This is a genomic window from Tautonia sociabilis (assembly GCF_003977685.1).
Lineage (GTDB): Bacteria > Planctomycetota > Planctomycetia > Isosphaerales > Isosphaeraceae > Tautonia > Tautonia sociabilis.
The window spans coordinates 100,204-116,966 of record NZ_RYZH01000018.1 but is presented as its reverse complement, the minus strand read 5'-3'; the positions used below and the strand labels follow the sequence as shown (position 1 = coordinate 116,966).

Here is a 16,763-nt window from a genome sequence, read left to right as displayed (position 1 = left end):
ATGCCGACGTGGTGCACGGGAGTCCTCCGGTTCGGTGGGGCAGGAGTTCGGTTCTACACCTCCAGTCTTCCACCGGCTCGGGGCCCCGGGCCCCGTCGGCTCGACCTCCCCTCTCATAGTTTCAACGGTGTCGACGTAACCCGTTTGCTGATCGGGAGCGTTCCTCGATTCCCTCCGGTGCGAGGCCGCGCACCGACTGGAGTTCGGGGAGCGTGATGCCGGAGCACTCGGAGAGCGGATCGCTCGAATCCTGGGGAGGCCGGGGCGATCCGACCCCGGCCTCCGGTGGATCCCGATGGCCGCCTCCCTCGAACGGGGGGGATCAGTCGAGGAGGCGCACCTGGACTGGCTCGTCGAAGTCGGCGTCGAGCCGGGCCGCCTCCTCCACCGTCAGCTCTCCTTCCCGGAGCCAGAGGCGGTAGCGAACCGCCAGCGGGTGCTCCGCGGTCAGTTCGTACTCGAAGTAGGAGCCGAACCGGCCGTAGTCGCGCTCGCTGTAGCGGGCTTCCTTGGGGTTGTCGGGGCGATCGAGGTAGGCGACGGTGTAGCGATCGCCGTCGAGCACGAAGCTCATGGCGTTCCAGGGCAGGTTGACCGGCCCCTCGCCGGTGCTGGGGTCCCAGTTTCGGGTCGCTCCCGGCTGGCCCTTGCCGTCGGGACGGAGGTAGTAGGTCTGGTCCTTCGTCACGTCGGCCACCTGGTTCGAGGCCCGGAAGTGGACGCCCGCGTGCTGGGGGTCGCCGTCGAGCCGCACGGGGCCGGCCGTCGTCTCGACCCGGGAGGCGAAGTCGATCGCGAAGCCCTTGCCCGCAACGGCATAGGCGGTCACCTCCCTGGTCTCCTCCGCGAAGACCTCCCCCTCCTGACCGTGCCAGTCGATCCGCACCCGATGCCGGCCGACGACCGGGCCGGCCTCTTCGAGCACCGACTCCTCGTGCGACTGGTACGCCTTCCCCCTGGCATGCCAGACGTCGGCCTGCTTGCCGTCGCCGTAGCTGACCCGGTTGAAGCCGAAGAACAGCCCTCGGTGGTGCGTGAACAGGCCGCCGGGCCCCTTGGTGACGAGCCGGCCGTCGGGGGCGAACAGGTGGTGGAACGGCTTGTAGGTCTGCTCTCGGGCCTCGGGGCTCGACTCGTCCAGCGTCGGCCTAACGTAGAGCAGGACGGGCTTGTCCCCCTTCACGAGCAGGTCCCCCTGGCCCGACTTCCGCCAGGAGAACCCGCCCATCTCGGACGCCCTGACCGACGGCGCGGACAGCTCGAAGCGGGCCGACTCCCCCGCCTTCATCTCCGGCAGGATGAAGTGCAATTCCCGGATGATGTGACCGCGGGGCACCTCTCCCGGCGATGATTCCAGCAGTGACGGCGCCGTCAACTGGCCGACGATCGGCCGGCCGCCCTCGGAGGCGAGCAGGGCCACAGTTCCCCTGCCAAACTCCTCGGGAAGCACGAGCACGGCCTGGACGGGGGTCTGGCTCCGGTCGTGATCGCCGGCCTCGACGAGGATGGGGACCGACTGGGCCCGGCTCGGCGGGGAGGCGAGGAGGACCGGCGCGAGGGCGATCGCCAGCGGGACGACGAGACGACGCATGGGGAGATGCTCCTGGGTTCCGGGTCGCGATTGGCCGGCATCCTACCCGATCGGTCGGCGATGGTCGCCCGCCCTCCGGCGGATTCTCCTTTCAATCTCCGCCAGAGATGGCATCCTGGGGGGACGAGGAGGCCGCCGGGCCGCCCGGATCCGAAACGAATCGGGGAGACTGCATCCATGCCGCGCACGTCGAGACGGACGTTCATCACGGGCTCGATGGCCGCCCTCGGGGCCGGGTTCGCGATCGGTGGGACCCGGGCTTCCGGCCGGATCCTCGGCGCCAACGAGACGATCAACGTCGCCATCGCCGGGCTCAACGGCCGGGGCGGGGCGCACGTCGACGAGTTCTCCCGGATGGAGGGGGTTCGCATCTCCCATCTGGTCGACCCCGACGTCCGCACCTTTGACAAGCGGGTCAAGCAAGTCCGAGACCGCGCCGGCTACGCCCCCGAGACGGTTCAGGACATCCGTCGGGTGCTCGATCAACCCGACGTCGACGCCGTCTCGATCGCCACGCCCAACCACTGGCATGCCCTGATGACCATCTGGGCCTGTCAGGCCGGCAAGGACGTCTACGTCGAGAAGCCGTGCAGCCACAACATCCACGAGGGCCGAGTCGCCGTCCAGGCCGCCCGACGGTACGACCGGATCGTCCAGCACGGCACCCAGGGCCGCTCCAGCCGCTCGTGGGCCGAGCTGGCCGAGCTGGCCCGAGCCGGAACCTACGGCAAGCTGCTCGTCTCCCGGGCCCTCTGCTACAAGAACCGGCCGAGCATCGGCTTCAAGCCGACCGAGGAGCCCCCTTCCGAGATCGACTTCTCCCTCTGGCTCGGGCCGGCGAAGGAGGTCCCGTTCCACACCAACCTCGTGCACTATAACTGGCACTGGTTCTGGAACTTCGGCAACGGCGACATCGGCAATCAGGGCGTCCATCAGATGGACATCGCCCGCTGGATGATCCCGGGCGCCACCTACCCGACGAGCGTCGTCAGCCTCGGCGGCCGGCTCGGCTACGAGGACCAGGGCGAGACGCCGAACACGCAGATCGCCGTGATGGATTTCGGCGACACCCAGCTCATTTTCGAGGTCCGAGGCCTTCCGACCAAGCCCTACCGCGGCGAGATGGTCGGCAACATCCTCCACTTCGAGGAGGGCGTCGTCGCCGGCGGCAAGTTCTTCCCCAAGGGCAAGGGGGAGGGCGAGCCCCTGGCCAAGGTCGAGGCCGATCGCGGTCCTGGCGACGGCAACTTCGGCAACTTCATCGCCGCCGTCCGCAGCCGGAAGGCCGACGACCTGAACGCCGACATCCTCGAGGGGCACGTCTCCAGCGCCCTCTGCCACCTGGCCAACATCTCCTACCGGGTCGGGGAGCCTCGCTCCTTCGACACGATCGACCAGGCCCTCGGCTCCGATGAGGCCGTCCGGGACGCCGTCGATCGCATGTGCGAGCACCTCAAGGACGGCAACGGCCTGGCGCTCGACGGCATGCAGTACCGCCTCGGCCGCTCGCTCCACTTCGACGGCGAGGCCGAACGCTTCGTTGACGACGCCCAGGCGAACGCGCTGCTCTCCCGAGAGTACCGGGCGCCGTTCGTCGTGCCCGACTCGATCGGCTGATCGTCCCGGCCGGCCCTCCCTGCCTGGCCGGGGGGGCCGGCCTGATCAGAGGGCCCGACCGTCGAGGCTCCCGAGGACATTCCCGAAGGCGATTCCCTGCAGCGCCGCTTCGAGGAAATCGCTTGGGCAGGGCTCCAAGAACCAGAGTCCGACCCGGTCCTCTCCCTGATGGACCACCCGGCCGCGGATCCAGGGGGTTCGAGCCGGTTGTTCCATCCGGATCCAGACCTGCTGGTTGATCGTCGGTGGCCCTTCCAAGCGGACCAGCGCTCCGGCCGGGCTGATGTTCAGCAGCCGTCCCGGCGAGGACCGGGTGACCTCGCCGTCCCACCACTCCAGGATCGAGCGGTTGGGCCGGGCCGGCTGGCGAGGGAAGGCACGGCGTTCGACGGTCAGGATCACGGCGAGTCGCTCGTCGATTCGATCGGGGCCAACGGGGGGTCATCCGGGGTCGATCCCGGACCGATCTGACCATAAGGCGCCTCCGATTCGCGAGCGAACGCCTCGCTCGGGCGGCTTTCGCTCACAAGACCCTTCCCCCCGGGGCGAAGATCCAGGCGGAGGCCGTCTCGTCGGCGTGACCAGGGCGGCCGTCCGAGTGCCGGTCGAGGGGAGACGACGATGTCCAAGCGATGCCCGTACTGCGCCGAGGAGATCCAGGACGAGGCGGTCAAGTGCAAGCACTGCCTCTCCTGGCTTGGGGCCGGCCCCGAGCCGTCCTGGGGAGGAGCCGAGCCCTGGGATGTCGGGCTGGGCAAGGGGGGAATCGCCGATCGTTCGCTGCGGAGGCCGATCAACGACCGCATGATCCTGGGCGTCTGCTCCGCCTTCGCCCGGGCGCTGGGGATCGATCCGACCTGGGTGCGGATCGTTTTCGCCGTGATCGCCTTCGTCACGGCTGGCATCCCGGCGTTCATCCTGTATATGATCTTGGCGCTGATCATCCCCTCGGAGGAGACTGCCAACCGCCTGAGCTCCTGAGGAGCCGCCCGACGATGAGCGCCCCCCGGATCGGCCTCGCCCTCCGCCTGATCGGCCCGATCCTGGAGTTCTCCTGCATCGCTCTGGTGCTCCGGGGGCCGGCTCGCAATCGGGAGACCTTCGGCATGGAGGTCGAGCCCCTGCTCTACGCCGGCCTGGCGCTCGGCCTGGCGATGGTCGCCGTTGGCCTGAGCCTGAGCGTCGTCCCCCGCCGAGGCCGGCGCCGGCTCCCGGACCGGGGAGCCCCCCCTCCCGGATGATCCGAGGCCCCTCCTCGGCACGCCTAGCCCGCTCCCAAGTCCGGCCCTCCCCGATCGACTCCGATTTCCCTGGCGGGCTCCGCCCGGCCCGCTCTCGATCAATGGAAGCCCCTTATGGAGCCGACGCACGACCCGGTTCTCGACGGTCCCGATTCGGAGGCGATCCCCGAGGCCGAGCACCGCCGGCCTCGGATCCCGATGCCTCGAGGCTACGGTCGGGTCTACCGCTATTACGACCTGATCATGGCCGGCTTCGTGACCGTGCTGCTCTGCACGAACCTGATCTCGGCCCCCAAGCGGGTTGAGCTCTTCGGGTTCGTCTTCGGGGCGGGGGTGCTGTTCTTCCCGATCAGCTACTTGTTCAACGACATCCTCACCGAGGTCTACGGCTACAAGCGGTCGCGCAAGGTCGTCTGGGCCGGCTTCGGAGCGATCGGCTTCGCGGCGGTTGTCAGCCAGGTGGTGCTTGCCCTCCCGGCGGCCTCCAGTTGGCCGAACCAGGAGATCTGGGAGACGGTCTTCGGCGGCACCTGGCGGATCATCCTGGCCTCGATGGCCGGCTTCTTCGGCGGCGAGTTCGTCAACTCGTACACCCTCGCCAAGATGAAGCTCTGGACCGACGGCCGCTTTCTCTGGACCCGCACCATCGGCTCCACCCTGACGGGAGAGGCGGTCGACTCGATCCTCTTCTACCCAATCGCCTTCCTCGGCCGCCCCGGCTGGGCGCTGGAGGACGTGCTCGGGGTGATGGTCGCCAACTACTGTCTGAAGGTGGGGTGGGAGGTGATCGCCACCCCCATGACCTACCGCATCGTCGGATTCCTCAAACGGGCCGAGCACGAGGATTACTTCGATTACGACACCGATTTCACTCCCTTCTCCCTGGAAACCTGACCGGGCCCCGACGCCGGCCGGAGCGATCCGAGGAGAGGAGAGGAGAGGCAAGGTGCTGCGAGGCGGCCCATGTGCGGAATCATCGGCTATGTCGGCCCGAGGGACGCGGGGCCGCTGCTGCTTGCCGGGCTCCGCCGGCTGGAATACCGAGGTTACGACAGCGCTGGCATCGCGACCCTGAACGACGGTCGCCTCGTCCTCCGCAAGCGGGCGGGCCGCGTCCGGGAGCTCGAATCCCTCCTGGCCGACGACCCCGCCCCCGGGCGATGCGGCATCAGCCACACCCGATGGGCCACCCACGGCCCCGCCGACGACGCGAACGCCCACCCCCACCTCGGCGGCGACGGCGCCGTCGCGGTCGTCCACAACGGCGTGATCGAGAACCACGCCGCGCTCCGCCGAGAGCTGGAATCCCAAGGCATCCGCTTCTCCAGCCAGACCGACACCGAGGTGATCGCCCACCTGATCGCCGCCGAGCTGCCCTCGGCCGGCGACTTGCTGGAGGCGATCCTCCGCGTCTTGCCCCGGCTGGAAGGAACCTATGGCCTGGCGGCGGTCTGCCGGGAGGCCCCCGAGCAGGTCGTCGGCGCCCGGCTGGGAAGCCCGATGGTCGTGGGCATCGGCGACGAGGAGCACTTCCTCGCCAGCGACCCCGCCGCCATCGCCGCCCACACCAGCCGAGTCTCCTACCTCCAGGATGGCGAGATTGTCCGCCTCTTTCCCTCCGGCTTCGAGATCCGGCACCGGGATCGAGGGCCGATCACCCCCCGGATCGACCGCATCGACTGGCGGCCCGACGCCATCGAACTCGGCCGCTTCGCCCATTACATGCGGAAGGAGATCCACGAGCAGCCCGATACCGTCCGAGACGCCTGCCGAGGACGCCTCCGCCCCGCCGAGGCCACCGCCCAGTTCGGCGGCCTGAACCTCCCGCCCTCCCGGCTCCGGCGCATCCGACGCATCGTCTTCGCCGCCTGCGGGACAAGCTGGCACGCCGCCCTGGTCGGCGAGTACCTGATCGAACGGCTCGCGAACCTGCCAGTCGAGGTTGAATACGCAAGCGAGTTCCGATATCGGAACGCTCCCCTGGATGACCGCACACTCGTCTTCGTCCTGAGCCAGTCCGGCGAGACGGCCGACACCCTCGGCGCCCTCCGGGAAGCTCGCCGCCGAGGCTTCCCCACGCTGGCGATCTGCAACGTCGTCGGCAGCACGATCGCCCGCGAGGCCGACGGCGGCATCTACCTGCACGCCGGTCCCGAGGTCGGGGTGGCGAGCACCAAGGCCTTCTCCGCCCAGGTCACGGTGCTGACCCTGCTCGCCCTGCACCTCGGCCGACTCCGGCAGCTCTCCTTCCCCGCCGGCCTGGACGTGCTCCGAGCGATCGAGTCCGTTCCCGAGCTGCTCTCCCGGGTCCTCGATCGCGAGCCTGAGGTGATCGCCGCCGCCGAGCGAATGGCCGAGGCCCGCAGCGCGCTGTTCCTCGGTCGGGACCTGCACTACCCCGTAGCCCTGGAGGGGGCGCTGAAGCTCAAGGAGATCAGCTACCTCCACGCTGAGGGCTACCCGACCGCCGAGATGAAGCACGGGCCAATCGCGCTGATCGATCCCGAAACCCCCAGCGTCTTCGTCGCCCCCCGAGGGAGCCTGCACGCGAAGACCCTCGGCAACATCGAGGAGGTCCGCGCCCGACGGGGGCCGATCGTCGCCGTCGGCACCGAGGGGGACGACGAGCTCGCTCGCCTGGCCGACCACGTCCTGACGATTCCCGACGCTCCCGAGGTCATCCAACCGCTGCTGGCCGTCGTGCCGCTTCAGTTGCTCGCCTACCACGTCGCCCGGCTGCGGGGCTGCGACATCGACAAGCCCCGCAACCTGGCCAAGAGCGTCACCGTCGAATGACCCTCAGCGCGACGAGCCCCCGGCCGCGTCGCTGAGGGCGACCTCCTCCGCCTCCGGCATCGCTCCGTTGGCCGAGGCCACCGCCGCCACGACCCGATCCACCGACGGCCCGACCCAGCCGAGCACCGACTGCGGGAACAGGCCCAGCCAGACAGTGAGCACCACCAGCGGCGCCGCCACGGCGACTTCTCGCATGCTCATGTCGGGCAACCCCCGATGGGAGTCGTTCCTCCCCAGCAGGACCCGCTGGAGCGCCCACAGGATGTATCCCGCCGTCAGCACGACCGCCGCCGCGGCCAGGATCGCCAGCCCATAGCTGTAGTTGAACGCCGAGAGAACCACGAACACCTCGGCCACGAACCCGCAGAGCCCCGGCAGGCCCATCGACCCGAAGAAAATCAGCATCGTCACGCCGCCGAAGACCGGCATCGCGTTCATCAGGCCGCCGAGCTGGCCGAGGTCCCGGGTGTGCAGGCGGTCGTACACCACCCCCACGAGGAAGAACATCCCGGCCGAGGTGATCCCGTGGGCGATCATCATGTACATCGCCCCGTTCACCCCATAGGAGTAGTACCGGGGGTCAATCAGGTTCATCGCCGCCAGCCCGAGCGTCACGTATCCCATGTGGCTGACCGAGCTGTAGGCGACCAGCCGCTTGAAGTCGGTCTGGGCCATCGCCGCCAGCGCTCCGTACAGGATGCCCACCACTCCCAGGACCGCCACGACCCACGACAGCTCGAAGGCGCCCACCGGCGCCAGCGGCCAGGCCAATCGGATCAACCCGTAGCCGCCGACCTTCAGCAGGATGCCGGCCAGGATCATGCTGATCGGCGTCGGCGCCTCGACATGGGCGTCTGGCAGCCAGGTGTGGAACGGCACCGCCGGCAGCTTGATCAGGAAGCCGATCAGCAGCAGGGCGAAGACCACCGACTGCACCCCGAACCCGAAGATCGTCCCGGTGAAGTGTTCGGTCCTGGCCATCAGCCGCAGGGCGTCGAACGTGTGCAGCGGCTCGGCCCCGTCCGGGGCGTAAAAGTACAGGACCAGGATCGCCACCAGGATGAAGACCGAGCCGAAGAGGGTGTAGAGCAGGAACTTGATCGCCGCGTATTCCTTCCGCGCTCCTCCCCAGACTCCGATCAAGAAGTACATGGGCAGGAGCATGAACTCAAAGAAGACGAAAAACAGGAACAGGTCGAGCGCCAGGAAGACGCCCATCATGCTCGCCAGCAGCAGGAGGAAGAGCGAGAAGTAACCCTTCACCGAGCGATCGATCCCCCACGACGCCAGGCACGCCAGCAGGCTGATGAGCCCCGTCAGCAGCACCAGGGAGAGGCTGATGCCGTCGAGGCCGAGGAAGTACTGGATGCGGAAGTACGGGATCCAAGGCCCCCGGAAGACGAGGTCTCCTGGCTCGTCGACCAGGCTGACGGCCCCGGTCCCCTCGGCAACGGTCAGCGTGTTCAAGGCGGCCCGATCGGCGAGCGGAGTCTCGGCCAGGCCGCCGGAGAGGTAGGAAGAGAAGGCGACCAGGCTGAGGGCGAACGTCAGGGCCGAAACCCCCAACGCTGTCCCCTTCACGGCCAGGTCACTCCGCCCCGGGACGAGGAGCACGAGCACGCTGCCGGCCAGCGGGAGGGCCCAGAGCAGGCTGAGGAGCAGGTTGTCGCTCATGATCATCCGATCCCGGGACGATGCAAGCCGATCCGAGGGGGCGCCCGCCTAGCGGACAACCCAGACGAGGACGCCGACCGACAGGAGGACGAAGGCGATCGACAGGACCATCAGGTAGCTGCGCAGCCGACCCGTCTGGAGGCGACGGCCGACACCCCCGAGGACGTAGATCATCCCGGCCACCAGGGAGACGAGCCGGTCCACCACCGAGGCGTCGATCGCCCGGTCCAACCGACTGAGGGCCACCGTGATCGCCGCCAGGCCGTCGATGATCCCGTCGATCACGACCCGGTCCACCCAGGCCGCCCGCCTCCCGATCGCCAGGCAGGGGCGGACGACGAGAGCCTGGTAGACCTCGTCGAAGTACCACGAGTTCACGAACAGGGAGTAGAGCCCTCCCAGGTGAGCCGCCATCCGGGCCGGGTCGATGCGACGGATCGTTTTGCTCGGGTGGTACGCCAGGAAGGCGAGCCCCACGCCAACGACGAGCACCAGCAGCGAGGTCGCCGCCGCCCAGGACTGCGCCGAGCCGAGCGGCTGGGCCGGCAGCGGCGCCGCGGAGGAGAGCCAGTCCTCCAGCACCGGATGGAACGGCAGGCCAGCGACCGCCAGGGGAAGAATCGTCAGCGGCCAGCCGATCATGACGGTCGGGACGGCGAGGATCCGGAGCGGCCAGGTGATCCTCGGGCCGCTCTCGTGCGCGAGGGCCGCCGGGTCGTCCCGCTGGCCGTGCTCGGGAGCCAGGCCGGCGGCCGACCAGCCCCGAGAACTACCGGTGAAGAGGAGGAACCACATCCGGAACATGTAGAACGCGGTCATCGCCGCTCCCGAGGCGGGCAGGACGAGCAGCAGGGCGTGTCCCGGACGCTCGGACACGAAATGAATCGCCGAGGCGAGGATCGCGTCCTTCGAGTAGAAGCCGCTGAACAGCGGAACGCCGGAGATCGCCAGCGTGCCGATGAGCATGGTGGCCGCCGTCACCGGCATCTTCCGGCGCAGGCCTCCCAGCGGCCGGAGGTCGTAGGTGTGCACCGCGTGGTGGACGCTGCCGGCGCCGAGGAACAGCAGCGCCTTGAAGAAGGCGTGCGTCAGCAGATGGAACAGCCCCGCCGCCCAGCCGCCGACCCCGAGGGCGAGCATCATGAAGCCAAGCTGGCTGACGGTCGAATACGCGAGCACCTTCTTGTAATCAACCTGCACCAGGGCGATCGTCGCCGCCAGGAACAGCGTGATCCCTCCCGTGTAGGCGATGACCAGCAGCACCTCCGCCGAGAACAGCGGGAAGAACCGGCCGACGAGGTAGACGCCGGCGGCCACCATTGTCGCCGCGTGGATCAGGGCGGACACGGGAGTGGGTCCGGCCATCGCGTCGGGGAGCCAGACGTGCAGCGGGAACTGTGCGCTCTTGCCCACGCAGCCGGCGAAGATTCCCAGGCCGGCGAGCACCAGGATCCAGTGCGGGATCGACCGCTCGGTGCCGCCGATCATCACGTTCCACACGGCTCCCGGGTCTTCCGACGTGATTCGGCCCAGCGCATCCCCCTGGCGAGCTTCCACCGCCGACAGCCCGGCGTTGATCTCGGCGATGTCGAAGGTGCCGAGCTGCGTCCAGAGCAGCCCCAGGCCGACGAGCATCCCCACATCGCCAATCCGGTTCACGATGAAGGCCTTGTTCGCCGCGTCGGAATTCGAGCGATCCTCGTACCAGAAACCGATCAGCAAGTACGAGCAGATGCCGACCAGCTCCCAGAACACGAAGACGAGAAACACGCTGCTCGAAGCCACCAGCCCGAGCATCGAGAAGCAGAAGAGGGAGAGATAGGCGAAGAACCTGGGGTATCGGGGGTCGCCCTCCATGTACTCCATCGAATAGACATGGATCAGGGTGGCGATGAACGTCACCATCAGGAACATCAGCACCGCGAGCGCATCGATGCGGATGCCGATCGGGATGGCCAGCGGCTGGCGGTCGGGGAGGAGCCCCCTTCCCAGCGATACCCAGGTCCAGTTCCCGCTCCAGGCCAGCGGGGCGGCGCGTCCCTCGGAGAACGCTCCGGCGGCCGCCGGGGAGGCTTCCGGAGACTCGCCCTCGTGCCCCTCGGCGTGCGGGGAGGGCATCCCCCCCGAGGCGATGAAGTACGATCCGAACCCGATCGCCGAGAGGATCAGCGACGAGGCGATCGCCCCCGTGGCGATCAGGGCCGTTTGCTTCCGAAACAGACGCAGCCCCAGGATCTGGACGACGAAGGCCGCGAGCGGGATCACGACGGCGGCGACGTACAACCAGCCTTGCCAGGCGTCCATCATCGCTCCGCCTCGCGAAGCCCGGGCGATCCGCCGGCGCCTCGCCTCAATCAACCGTCCGGGTGGGTGGGTCCGCCCCTCCGCTCGGGGGCGGGTTCGGGGGTGTGGTCGCTCAACTATGGCATCGGGGCCGCAGGGAATTCAAGGGTGTGGCGGCCGGCGCGAGGGACCTCGCGCCGGGGATCGAGGACTCTGACGCTCGGGAAGGCGGCGATCGGAGGGGCGGGACGGGAACCGAACCCTACCCCCGGGCGATGCCGAACCGGGCGAGAATCAGGGAGACGTTGTCCGGGCCGCCGGCGTCGAGGGCCCGGGAGAGGAGCGCTCGGCAGCAGGCGCTCGGATCGTCGTGCTCGGCGATCAGGGAGGCGATCGTCGGCTCGTCGACCGGTTCGCTCAGGCCGTCGGTGCAGAGCAGCAGGGCGTCGCCGTCCTCGAGCGAGAGCTTGTGGATCTCGGCGTGGACCCCTTCGCGAGGTCCACCGACGACGTTGGTGACCACGTTGCGAATGCCGGGGAGCCGGGCATCTTCGGGAGAGAGGTGGCCGGCGTCGAGGAGCATCTGGGCGTAGGAATGATCTCGGGTGATCCGGCGGAGGGCTCCGTCGCGGAAGAGGTAGGCGCGCGAGTCTCCGGCGTGGGCGAGGTACAGCTCTCCTCGGACGGTGTAGGCCATCGTCAGGGTCGTGCCCATGCCGGCGAGCGCTCGATCGGCCTGGGCCCTTCGGTAGACCTCGCGGTCGGCGCGTTCGAGGGCCTGGCGGAGCTCCCGGATCAGCTCGTCTTGCTCGCCGGGCTCGAAGTGGAGGAACCACTTGAAGCAGTTGAGGACGAAGTCCTCGACCGTGGCGATCGATAGCGAGCTGGCCTGCTCGCCCGCGGCCGCGCCGCCGAGGCCGTCGGCGACCACCAGCAGGTGGGCGACCTCCCGCGCCTCTCGCTGGCTGCCGGGAGGCTCGAAACTGCTCCGGCAGACGTCGAGCCGCTTGGTCAGGCGGGCGATGAGGAAACTGTCCTCATTGTTCGACCGTCTCCGGCCGCGGTCGGTGAGGCCGTCACATCGGGTTCGGATCTGAAGGCGGCCGTGAGAGGAGGACGCCGGGTATTCGATCGTCGAGTCCTCGGGGGAGTCGACCGATCCGGTGAGGTGGGTCGTCAGCATGGGAAGACGCTCCCTCGGTCGGGGGGGGGCGGGGCCAGGGGATTCCCGGCGGGTACGCCGGATCCCCCGTGCCATTCCCGTGCCGAACTCAGCGGCCGTCTCCTGGGGAGCCGGCGACGACCGGCTCCCCGGCCCTCTCGGCCTGCGGGCCGTGGCCGTCCCCGGCCGAGCCTCCCTCGTCATGGACGGAGAACCGGATGCCGAGACGTCGGGTGAAGTTCGTCCACGTGTCCAGCAGGACATAGAAGACCGGCGTGACGACCAGCGCCAGGACGAGCGAGAGCATCTGGCCGCCGATGATCACCTTGGCCATGCTCGCCCGGGAGCCGGCCCCCGGCCCCCGGCCCAGGGCGATCGGGATCATGGCGGCGACGAGCATCACCGTGGTCATCAGGATCGGCCGCAGCCGCAGGTGGTTGGCGGCGATCACCGCCTCGAGGCGGGGCCACCCCTCCTTGCGGAGGTCGTTGGTGGCGTTCACCTGGAGGATGCCGTTCTTCTTCACGATGCCGACCAGCATGAACAGGCCGAACATCGCGTAGAGGTCCATTGGGGTGTCCCAGAGCAGCATCGACAGCAGGCCGAACGGCACCGTCACCGGCAGGGCCATCATGATCGCGACCGGCTGCAGCCAGCTCTCGAACTGAGCGGCCAGGATCAGGTACATGAACACGCCGGAGAGAACGAAGGCGACCGTGAAGTAAACGAACGTCTCCTCCAGCGTCTTCGCCTGGCCCGAGACGACGGCCCGGTAGCCCGGCTCCATGCCGATCTCCTCGAGGATCTCGTTCGAGAGGGAGACGACCTGGCCCAGCGGCAGCTCCGCCGTCGGGTTCCCCAGCACCGTGACGATCCGCTCCCGGTCCAGGCGTTCGATCTCCGTGGGGCCGAAGTCCGGCTCCAGGCGGGCGAGGCTAGTCAGCTTCACCAGCCCGGCGGTCGGCGAGTAGAGGTTCAGGTTCTCCAGGGCCTCGGAAGAGCCTCGGTCCTCGGCCTCGGCGCGGAGCCAGACATCGTACTGCTCGCCGCCATCTCGGAAGGTGGTCACGGGCAGGCCGCCAACCATGACGCGGAGGCTCTCGCCGATCGTGGAAATCGGGATGTCCAAGTCGGCGGCGCGCTCGCGGTCGATGGCGACGCGGACCTCGGGCTTGCGGAGCGAGAGGGTGGTGTCCAGGTCGGTGATCCCGCCGTGGGCGGCCAGGCGGTCCTTGAGCGTCTGGGCGTAATCGGCGAGCTTCTCCAGCTCGGGACCGGCCAGGTTCATCTGGAAGATCTGGGCCCGTCGGCCCCCCTGGAAGGCGGAGACGTCGTTGACGCTGACACGGAGGTCGGGATACGCCTCCATCATGGCCCGGGCCTGGTCCTGGACCTCGAACTGGCTAAACTGGCGCTCGGACAGCTCGGGCATGCGGACGTAGATCGTCGCCTGGGTGACGTCCCCCTGCCCTTTGACCTGGACGCCGTTGGAGAGCGAGCCGATCGTCGTGAACAGGTTCTTCGTCCCCGGCAAGGCTCGGATGCGGGCCTCGAGCTCCTTCGTGAGGCGGTCGGTTTGCTCCAGGGTGTAGCCTTCCGGGGTCTGGACGACGACCTCGTACTCACTCTGGTCGTCTCGGGGGATGAGCGAGAAGCCGGTCGCCATGCCGATCGGCACCGTCGAGCCGATCGCCAGCACGGCGAGCAGGATCACGCCGAGCATCCCGAACCGAGTCAGCGAGCGCCGGAGCACCCAGCCGTAGCTCCGGTCGACCAGCCGGTAGAAGACGCCGGATTTCGACTTGGCGTGGCCGGTGTGCCGGGCGTCCTCCAGCTTGAGGAATCGGGAGCAGAGCATCGGCGTCAGCGTGAACGAGACGAACAGGCTCATCGCCACCGCGAAGGCGACCACGAAGCCGAAGCTAGCGAAGAATCGGCCGATGATGCCGCCGATGAAGGCGATCGGCAGGAAGATCACGATCAGCGACAGGCTCGTGGCGAAGACCGGCAGGGCGATCTCCCGGGTGCCGATCCGGGAGGCGGTCATGCCGTCCATCCCGTCCTCTTCCATGTGCCGGAAGATGTTCTCGTGTACGACCACCGCGTCGTCGATCACGATGCCGATGGCCAGGATCAGGCCGAGCATCGTGATGTTGTTGAGCGTAAACCCCATGATATCCATGAACAGGAACGTGGGGATGATCGACGTCGGGATCGCCAGCGTGGCGATGAGGGTGGTCCGCCAGTCTCGGATGAACAGGAGGATCGTCCCCGAGACGAGCACGGCGGCGAGGATCAGGTGGAACTTCACCTCCTCGATCGACTGCTCGATGAACCGGGACTGGTCCCTGATGATGACCGTCTCGATGTCCGGCGGCAGCGAGGCCCTCAGCTCCTGGAGGCGTTCCTTGATCTCGTGTGCCACCTGCACCGTGTTCGTGCCCGACTGCTTCTGGACGATCAGGCTGACGGCGTTCTCGCCGTCGAGCCGGGCGAGGGAGCGGGGCTCCTCCACCGAGTCTTCGACGCGGCCGATGTCCCGGATGCGGACGGGATAGCCGTCCCGGGTCTCGATGATCAGGTCGTTGAACTCGCGCTCCGTCTCCAGCCGGCCGAGCACGCGGAGGATCTCCTCCCGGCTGCCGCGGTCGACCCGGCCGCCGGGGACCTCCAGGCTCTGCCGCACGAGGGCCGATCGGATGTCTTCGATCGACAGGTTGTAGGCGGCCAGGGCGTCGGTGTCGACGATGACGTTCATCGCCCGGGTCCGGCCGCCGACGAGCGTGATGGCGCCCACGCCGCTGACCGTCTCCAGCCGCTCCTTGATCCGGCGCCGGGCGATTTCCGTCACCTCTCGGAAGTCTCGGCGGCCGGAGACGGCGATTGTCAGGATCGGCATCGCGTCGGTCTCGAACTTCGAGACCACCGGCGACTCGATTCCGTCGGGCAAGTTCGGCAGGATCGCGTTGACCTTGTCCCGGACCTCCTGCACGCCGACATCGGCCTGCTTCGAGAGGTCGAACTGGACGGTGACGATCGAGATCCCTTCGTAGGTGGTCGAGCGCAGCTCCTCGATGCCGGAGATGGTGTTCAGGATGTCCTCGATCGGCTTCGTGACCGAGGTTTCCATCTCCTCGACGCTGGCGTTGGGCAGGACGGTGGTGACGGAGGCGACCGGGAACTCGACGTCCGGGAACAGGTCGACGCCCAGCCGGTTGTAGCTGACCAGCCCGAGCACCACCGGGATGAGCATCAGCACCCAGGTGAAGACGGGTCGGTTGATGCAGACGTCCGAGACGGTCATCCGAGGTCCCTCTTGAGGAGGAGGCGATGCGGGGGATCGATCAGTGCGACGGGGGATCCGCGGCCGGCTTCTTGGCCAGCGCCCAGATCACCGGCGACCAGTTCCGGGGAGGCTCCAGCCCGAGCAGCCGCAGCCGGGCCGCTTCGATCGCCCTCGCGGCGCCGACCACCGCGCGGTAGACACGCCGAGAGGGGCACACCGGTGCGGGCCACGGATCCCGGATCTGAAGGTTCATCAGGCCGTGACAGAGCATCAGCTCGCCGAAGGAGACAGGAGTGAAGGCAAGCTCGTGGGTGATGTCGGCGTACAGCAGGGTCAGGCCGCGCGGACTCTCGGCGTTCGGAACGCTCATCAGCAGCGAGCCGCCGGGCCGAAGCCGGGAGACGACCGCCTCGAGGAACGGGAACAGCTCCGCTCGTGTGAAGTGCTCGATGATGTCGAGCAGGGCGATCAGGCCGAAGGACTTCCCCTGGCTCCCCATCGCCTCCAGGAAGTCCCCAGCGGGGACGTTCCGGCAGTCGAGGCCGAGCGATCGGCCGATCTCAACCTGCCGGGAATCCAGGTCGATGCCCACGGTGTCGGTGAAGCCGAGCGATCGGAGGAAGTAGAGGAACTGGCCGCTCCCGCAGCCGATGTCGAGGATTGGGGTGTTTCTCGGCAGGTCGAGCCAACCGCGGGTGTACCAGGAATAGTACGGGATGCGCTGCTCGTGCCGGCGTCGGACGTCTTCCGGGCCGGCGTAGCCGTGCCATTCGGCCTGGCGGGAGTAGAAGGCGTCTCGGTAGGGATTCATCGGGAGGGTCGCTGGACCGGGGCCGGGGGCAGGGCCCCGAGACCGGGGGCCTGCGAAGGCCACGATCGTAATGACCGGCGATCGGTCGCGGGTAGGGCAGATTTCGGAGCCTCGCGACCGACCGAGCACCCTCCTTGCCGGCCTCCGGAACGGCCGGGGGACTGGCCCCTTGGCTTCGGATCGCTTCCCCGCGCGGAGCCCCCCTTGAGGGCGAGGGAGGAGGGATGCGACACGATGGCGGGGGCCAGGCCCCCCGAGACGGATCTCCCCCGAGACGCGCGAGTTCCGGGGGGCGATCCGGC

Annotated in this window: 12 protein-coding genes; 5 read left to right on the top strand and 7 right to left on the bottom strand. The window is 68.5% G+C overall.

Features of this window, described 5'->3' with window-relative positions; translation table 11 throughout:
- Nucleotides 1-322 precede the first annotated feature (322 nt).
- A complete protein-coding gene (locus tag TsocGM_RS11200; RefSeq protein ID WP_126725450.1) occupies nucleotides 323-1,591 on the bottom strand; it encodes a DUF6807 family protein in 1,269 nt (422 codons plus the stop codon).
- A gap of 177 nt (nucleotides 1,592-1,768) precedes the next feature.
- On the opposite strand from TsocGM_RS11200, the gene TsocGM_RS11195 reads away from it, so the two are divergent.
- On the top strand, nucleotides 1,769-3,208 hold the full coding sequence (locus TsocGM_RS11195; protein ID WP_126725449.1) for a Gfo/Idh/MocA family protein: 1,440 nt from the start codon (nucleotides 1,769-1,771) through the stop codon (nucleotides 3,206-3,208).
- A gap of 45 nt (nucleotides 3,209-3,253) precedes the next feature.
- Here the strand turns inward: TsocGM_RS11195 and TsocGM_RS11190 are convergent, their stop codons facing one another.
- A complete protein-coding gene (locus TsocGM_RS11190; protein ID WP_158633496.1) occupies nucleotides 3,254-3,610 on the bottom strand; it encodes a PilZ domain-containing protein in 357 nt (118 codons plus the stop codon).
- 219 nt (nucleotides 3,611-3,829) lie between these two features.
- Between TsocGM_RS11190 and TsocGM_RS11185 the strand changes: the two genes are divergently transcribed.
- The 4 genes from TsocGM_RS11185 to glmS all read left to right on the top strand — a co-directional run bounded on the left by TsocGM_RS11185 (nucleotide 3,830) and on the right by glmS (nucleotide 7,245).
- Nucleotides 3,830-4,189, top strand: a complete 360-nt coding sequence (locus TsocGM_RS11185) for a PspC domain-containing protein (protein ID WP_126725447.1) — start codon at nucleotides 3,830-3,832, stop codon at nucleotides 4,187-4,189.
- 14 nt (nucleotides 4,190-4,203) lie between these two features.
- Nucleotides 4,204-4,449 carry a hypothetical protein gene (locus TsocGM_RS11180; RefSeq protein WP_126725446.1) on the top strand — a complete coding sequence of 82 codons (246 nt, stop codon included), beginning with the start codon at nucleotides 4,204-4,206 and terminating at the stop codon, nucleotides 4,447-4,449.
- Between the two features lie 198 nt (nucleotides 4,450-4,647).
- Nucleotides 4,648-5,343: a queuosine precursor transporter gene (locus TsocGM_RS11175; protein ID WP_126725457.1), complete on the top strand. Its 696-nt coding sequence runs from the start codon at nucleotides 4,648-4,650 to the stop codon at nucleotides 5,341-5,343.
- Between the two features lie 69 nt (nucleotides 5,344-5,412).
- Nucleotides 5,413-7,245: a glutamine--fructose-6-phosphate transaminase (isomerizing) gene (glmS, locus tag TsocGM_RS11170; RefSeq protein WP_126725445.1), complete on the top strand. Its 1,833-nt coding sequence runs from the start codon at nucleotides 5,413-5,415 to the stop codon at nucleotides 7,243-7,245.
- A gap of 3 nt (nucleotides 7,246-7,248) precedes the next feature.
- On the opposite strand, the gene TsocGM_RS11165 is transcribed toward glmS, so the two are convergent.
- The 5 genes from TsocGM_RS11165 to TsocGM_RS11145 all read right to left on the bottom strand — a co-directional run bounded on the left by TsocGM_RS11165 (nucleotide 7,249) and on the right by TsocGM_RS11145 (nucleotide 16,461).
- The gene (locus TsocGM_RS11165; protein ID WP_126725444.1) at nucleotides 7,249-8,919 is read right to left on the bottom strand and encodes a complex I subunit 4 family protein; all 1,671 of its coding nucleotides are present in this window, start codon (nucleotides 8,917-8,919) and stop codon (nucleotides 7,249-7,251) included.
- Nucleotides 8,920-8,967: 48 nt separating this feature from the next.
- A complete protein-coding gene (nuoL, locus tag TsocGM_RS11160; RefSeq protein ID WP_233578747.1) occupies nucleotides 8,968-11,226 on the bottom strand; it encodes an NADH-quinone oxidoreductase subunit L in 2,259 nt (752 codons plus the stop codon).
- A gap of 238 nt (nucleotides 11,227-11,464) precedes the next feature.
- Entirely contained in the window at nucleotides 11,465-12,385 is a 921-nt protein-coding gene (locus tag TsocGM_RS11155; RefSeq protein WP_126725443.1) for a PP2C family protein-serine/threonine phosphatase, read from the bottom strand.
- Nucleotides 12,386-12,473: 88 nt separating this feature from the next.
- Nucleotides 12,474-15,668 (bottom strand): efflux RND transporter permease subunit, encoded by a 3,195-nt coding sequence (locus tag TsocGM_RS11150; protein ID WP_126725442.1) that lies wholly within the window; start codon nucleotides 15,666-15,668, stop codon nucleotides 12,474-12,476.
- 40 nt (nucleotides 15,669-15,708) lie between these two features.
- A complete protein-coding gene (locus TsocGM_RS11145; protein WP_126725441.1) occupies nucleotides 15,709-16,461 on the bottom strand; it encodes a class I SAM-dependent methyltransferase in 753 nt (250 codons plus the stop codon).
- Between the last annotated feature and the right edge of the window lie 302 nt (nucleotides 16,462-16,763).

Bases quoted from the DNA above. Each gene is read 5' to 3' on its own strand.
- glmS (WP_126725445.1), top strand. From the start codon at position 5,413: ATGTGCGGAATCATCGGCTATGTCGGCCCGAGGGACGCGGGGCCGCTG.
- TsocGM_RS11155 (WP_126725443.1), bottom strand. From the start codon at position 12,385: ATGCTGACGACCCACCTCACCGGATCGGTCGACTCCCCCGAGGACTCG.
- TsocGM_RS11165 (WP_126725444.1), bottom strand. From the start codon at position 8,919: ATGAGCGACAACCTGCTCCTCAGCCTGCTCTGGGCCCTCCCGCTGGCC.
- TsocGM_RS11180 (WP_126725446.1), top strand. From the start codon at position 4,204: ATGAGCGCCCCCCGGATCGGCCTCGCCCTCCGCCTGATCGGCCCGATC.
- TsocGM_RS11185 (WP_126725447.1), top strand. From the start codon at position 3,830: ATGTCCAAGCGATGCCCGTACTGCGCCGAGGAGATCCAGGACGAGGCG.
- nuoL (WP_233578747.1), bottom strand. From the start codon at position 11,226: ATGATGGACGCCTGGCAAGGCTGGTTGTACGTCGCCGCCGTCGTGATC.
- TsocGM_RS11195 (WP_126725449.1), top strand. From the start codon at position 1,769: ATGCCGCGCACGTCGAGACGGACGTTCATCACGGGCTCGATGGCCGCC.
- TsocGM_RS11175 (WP_126725457.1), top strand. From the start codon at position 4,648: ATGCCTCGAGGCTACGGTCGGGTCTACCGCTATTACGACCTGATCATG.
- TsocGM_RS11150 (WP_126725442.1), bottom strand. From the start codon at position 15,668: ATGACCGTCTCGGACGTCTGCATCAACCGACCCGTCTTCACCTGGGTG.
- TsocGM_RS11145 (WP_126725441.1), bottom strand. From the start codon at position 16,461: ATGAATCCCTACCGAGACGCCTTCTACTCCCGCCAGGCCGAATGGCAC.
- TsocGM_RS11200 (WP_126725450.1), bottom strand. From the start codon at position 1,591: ATGCGTCGTCTCGTCGTCCCGCTGGCGATCGCCCTCGCGCCGGTCCTC.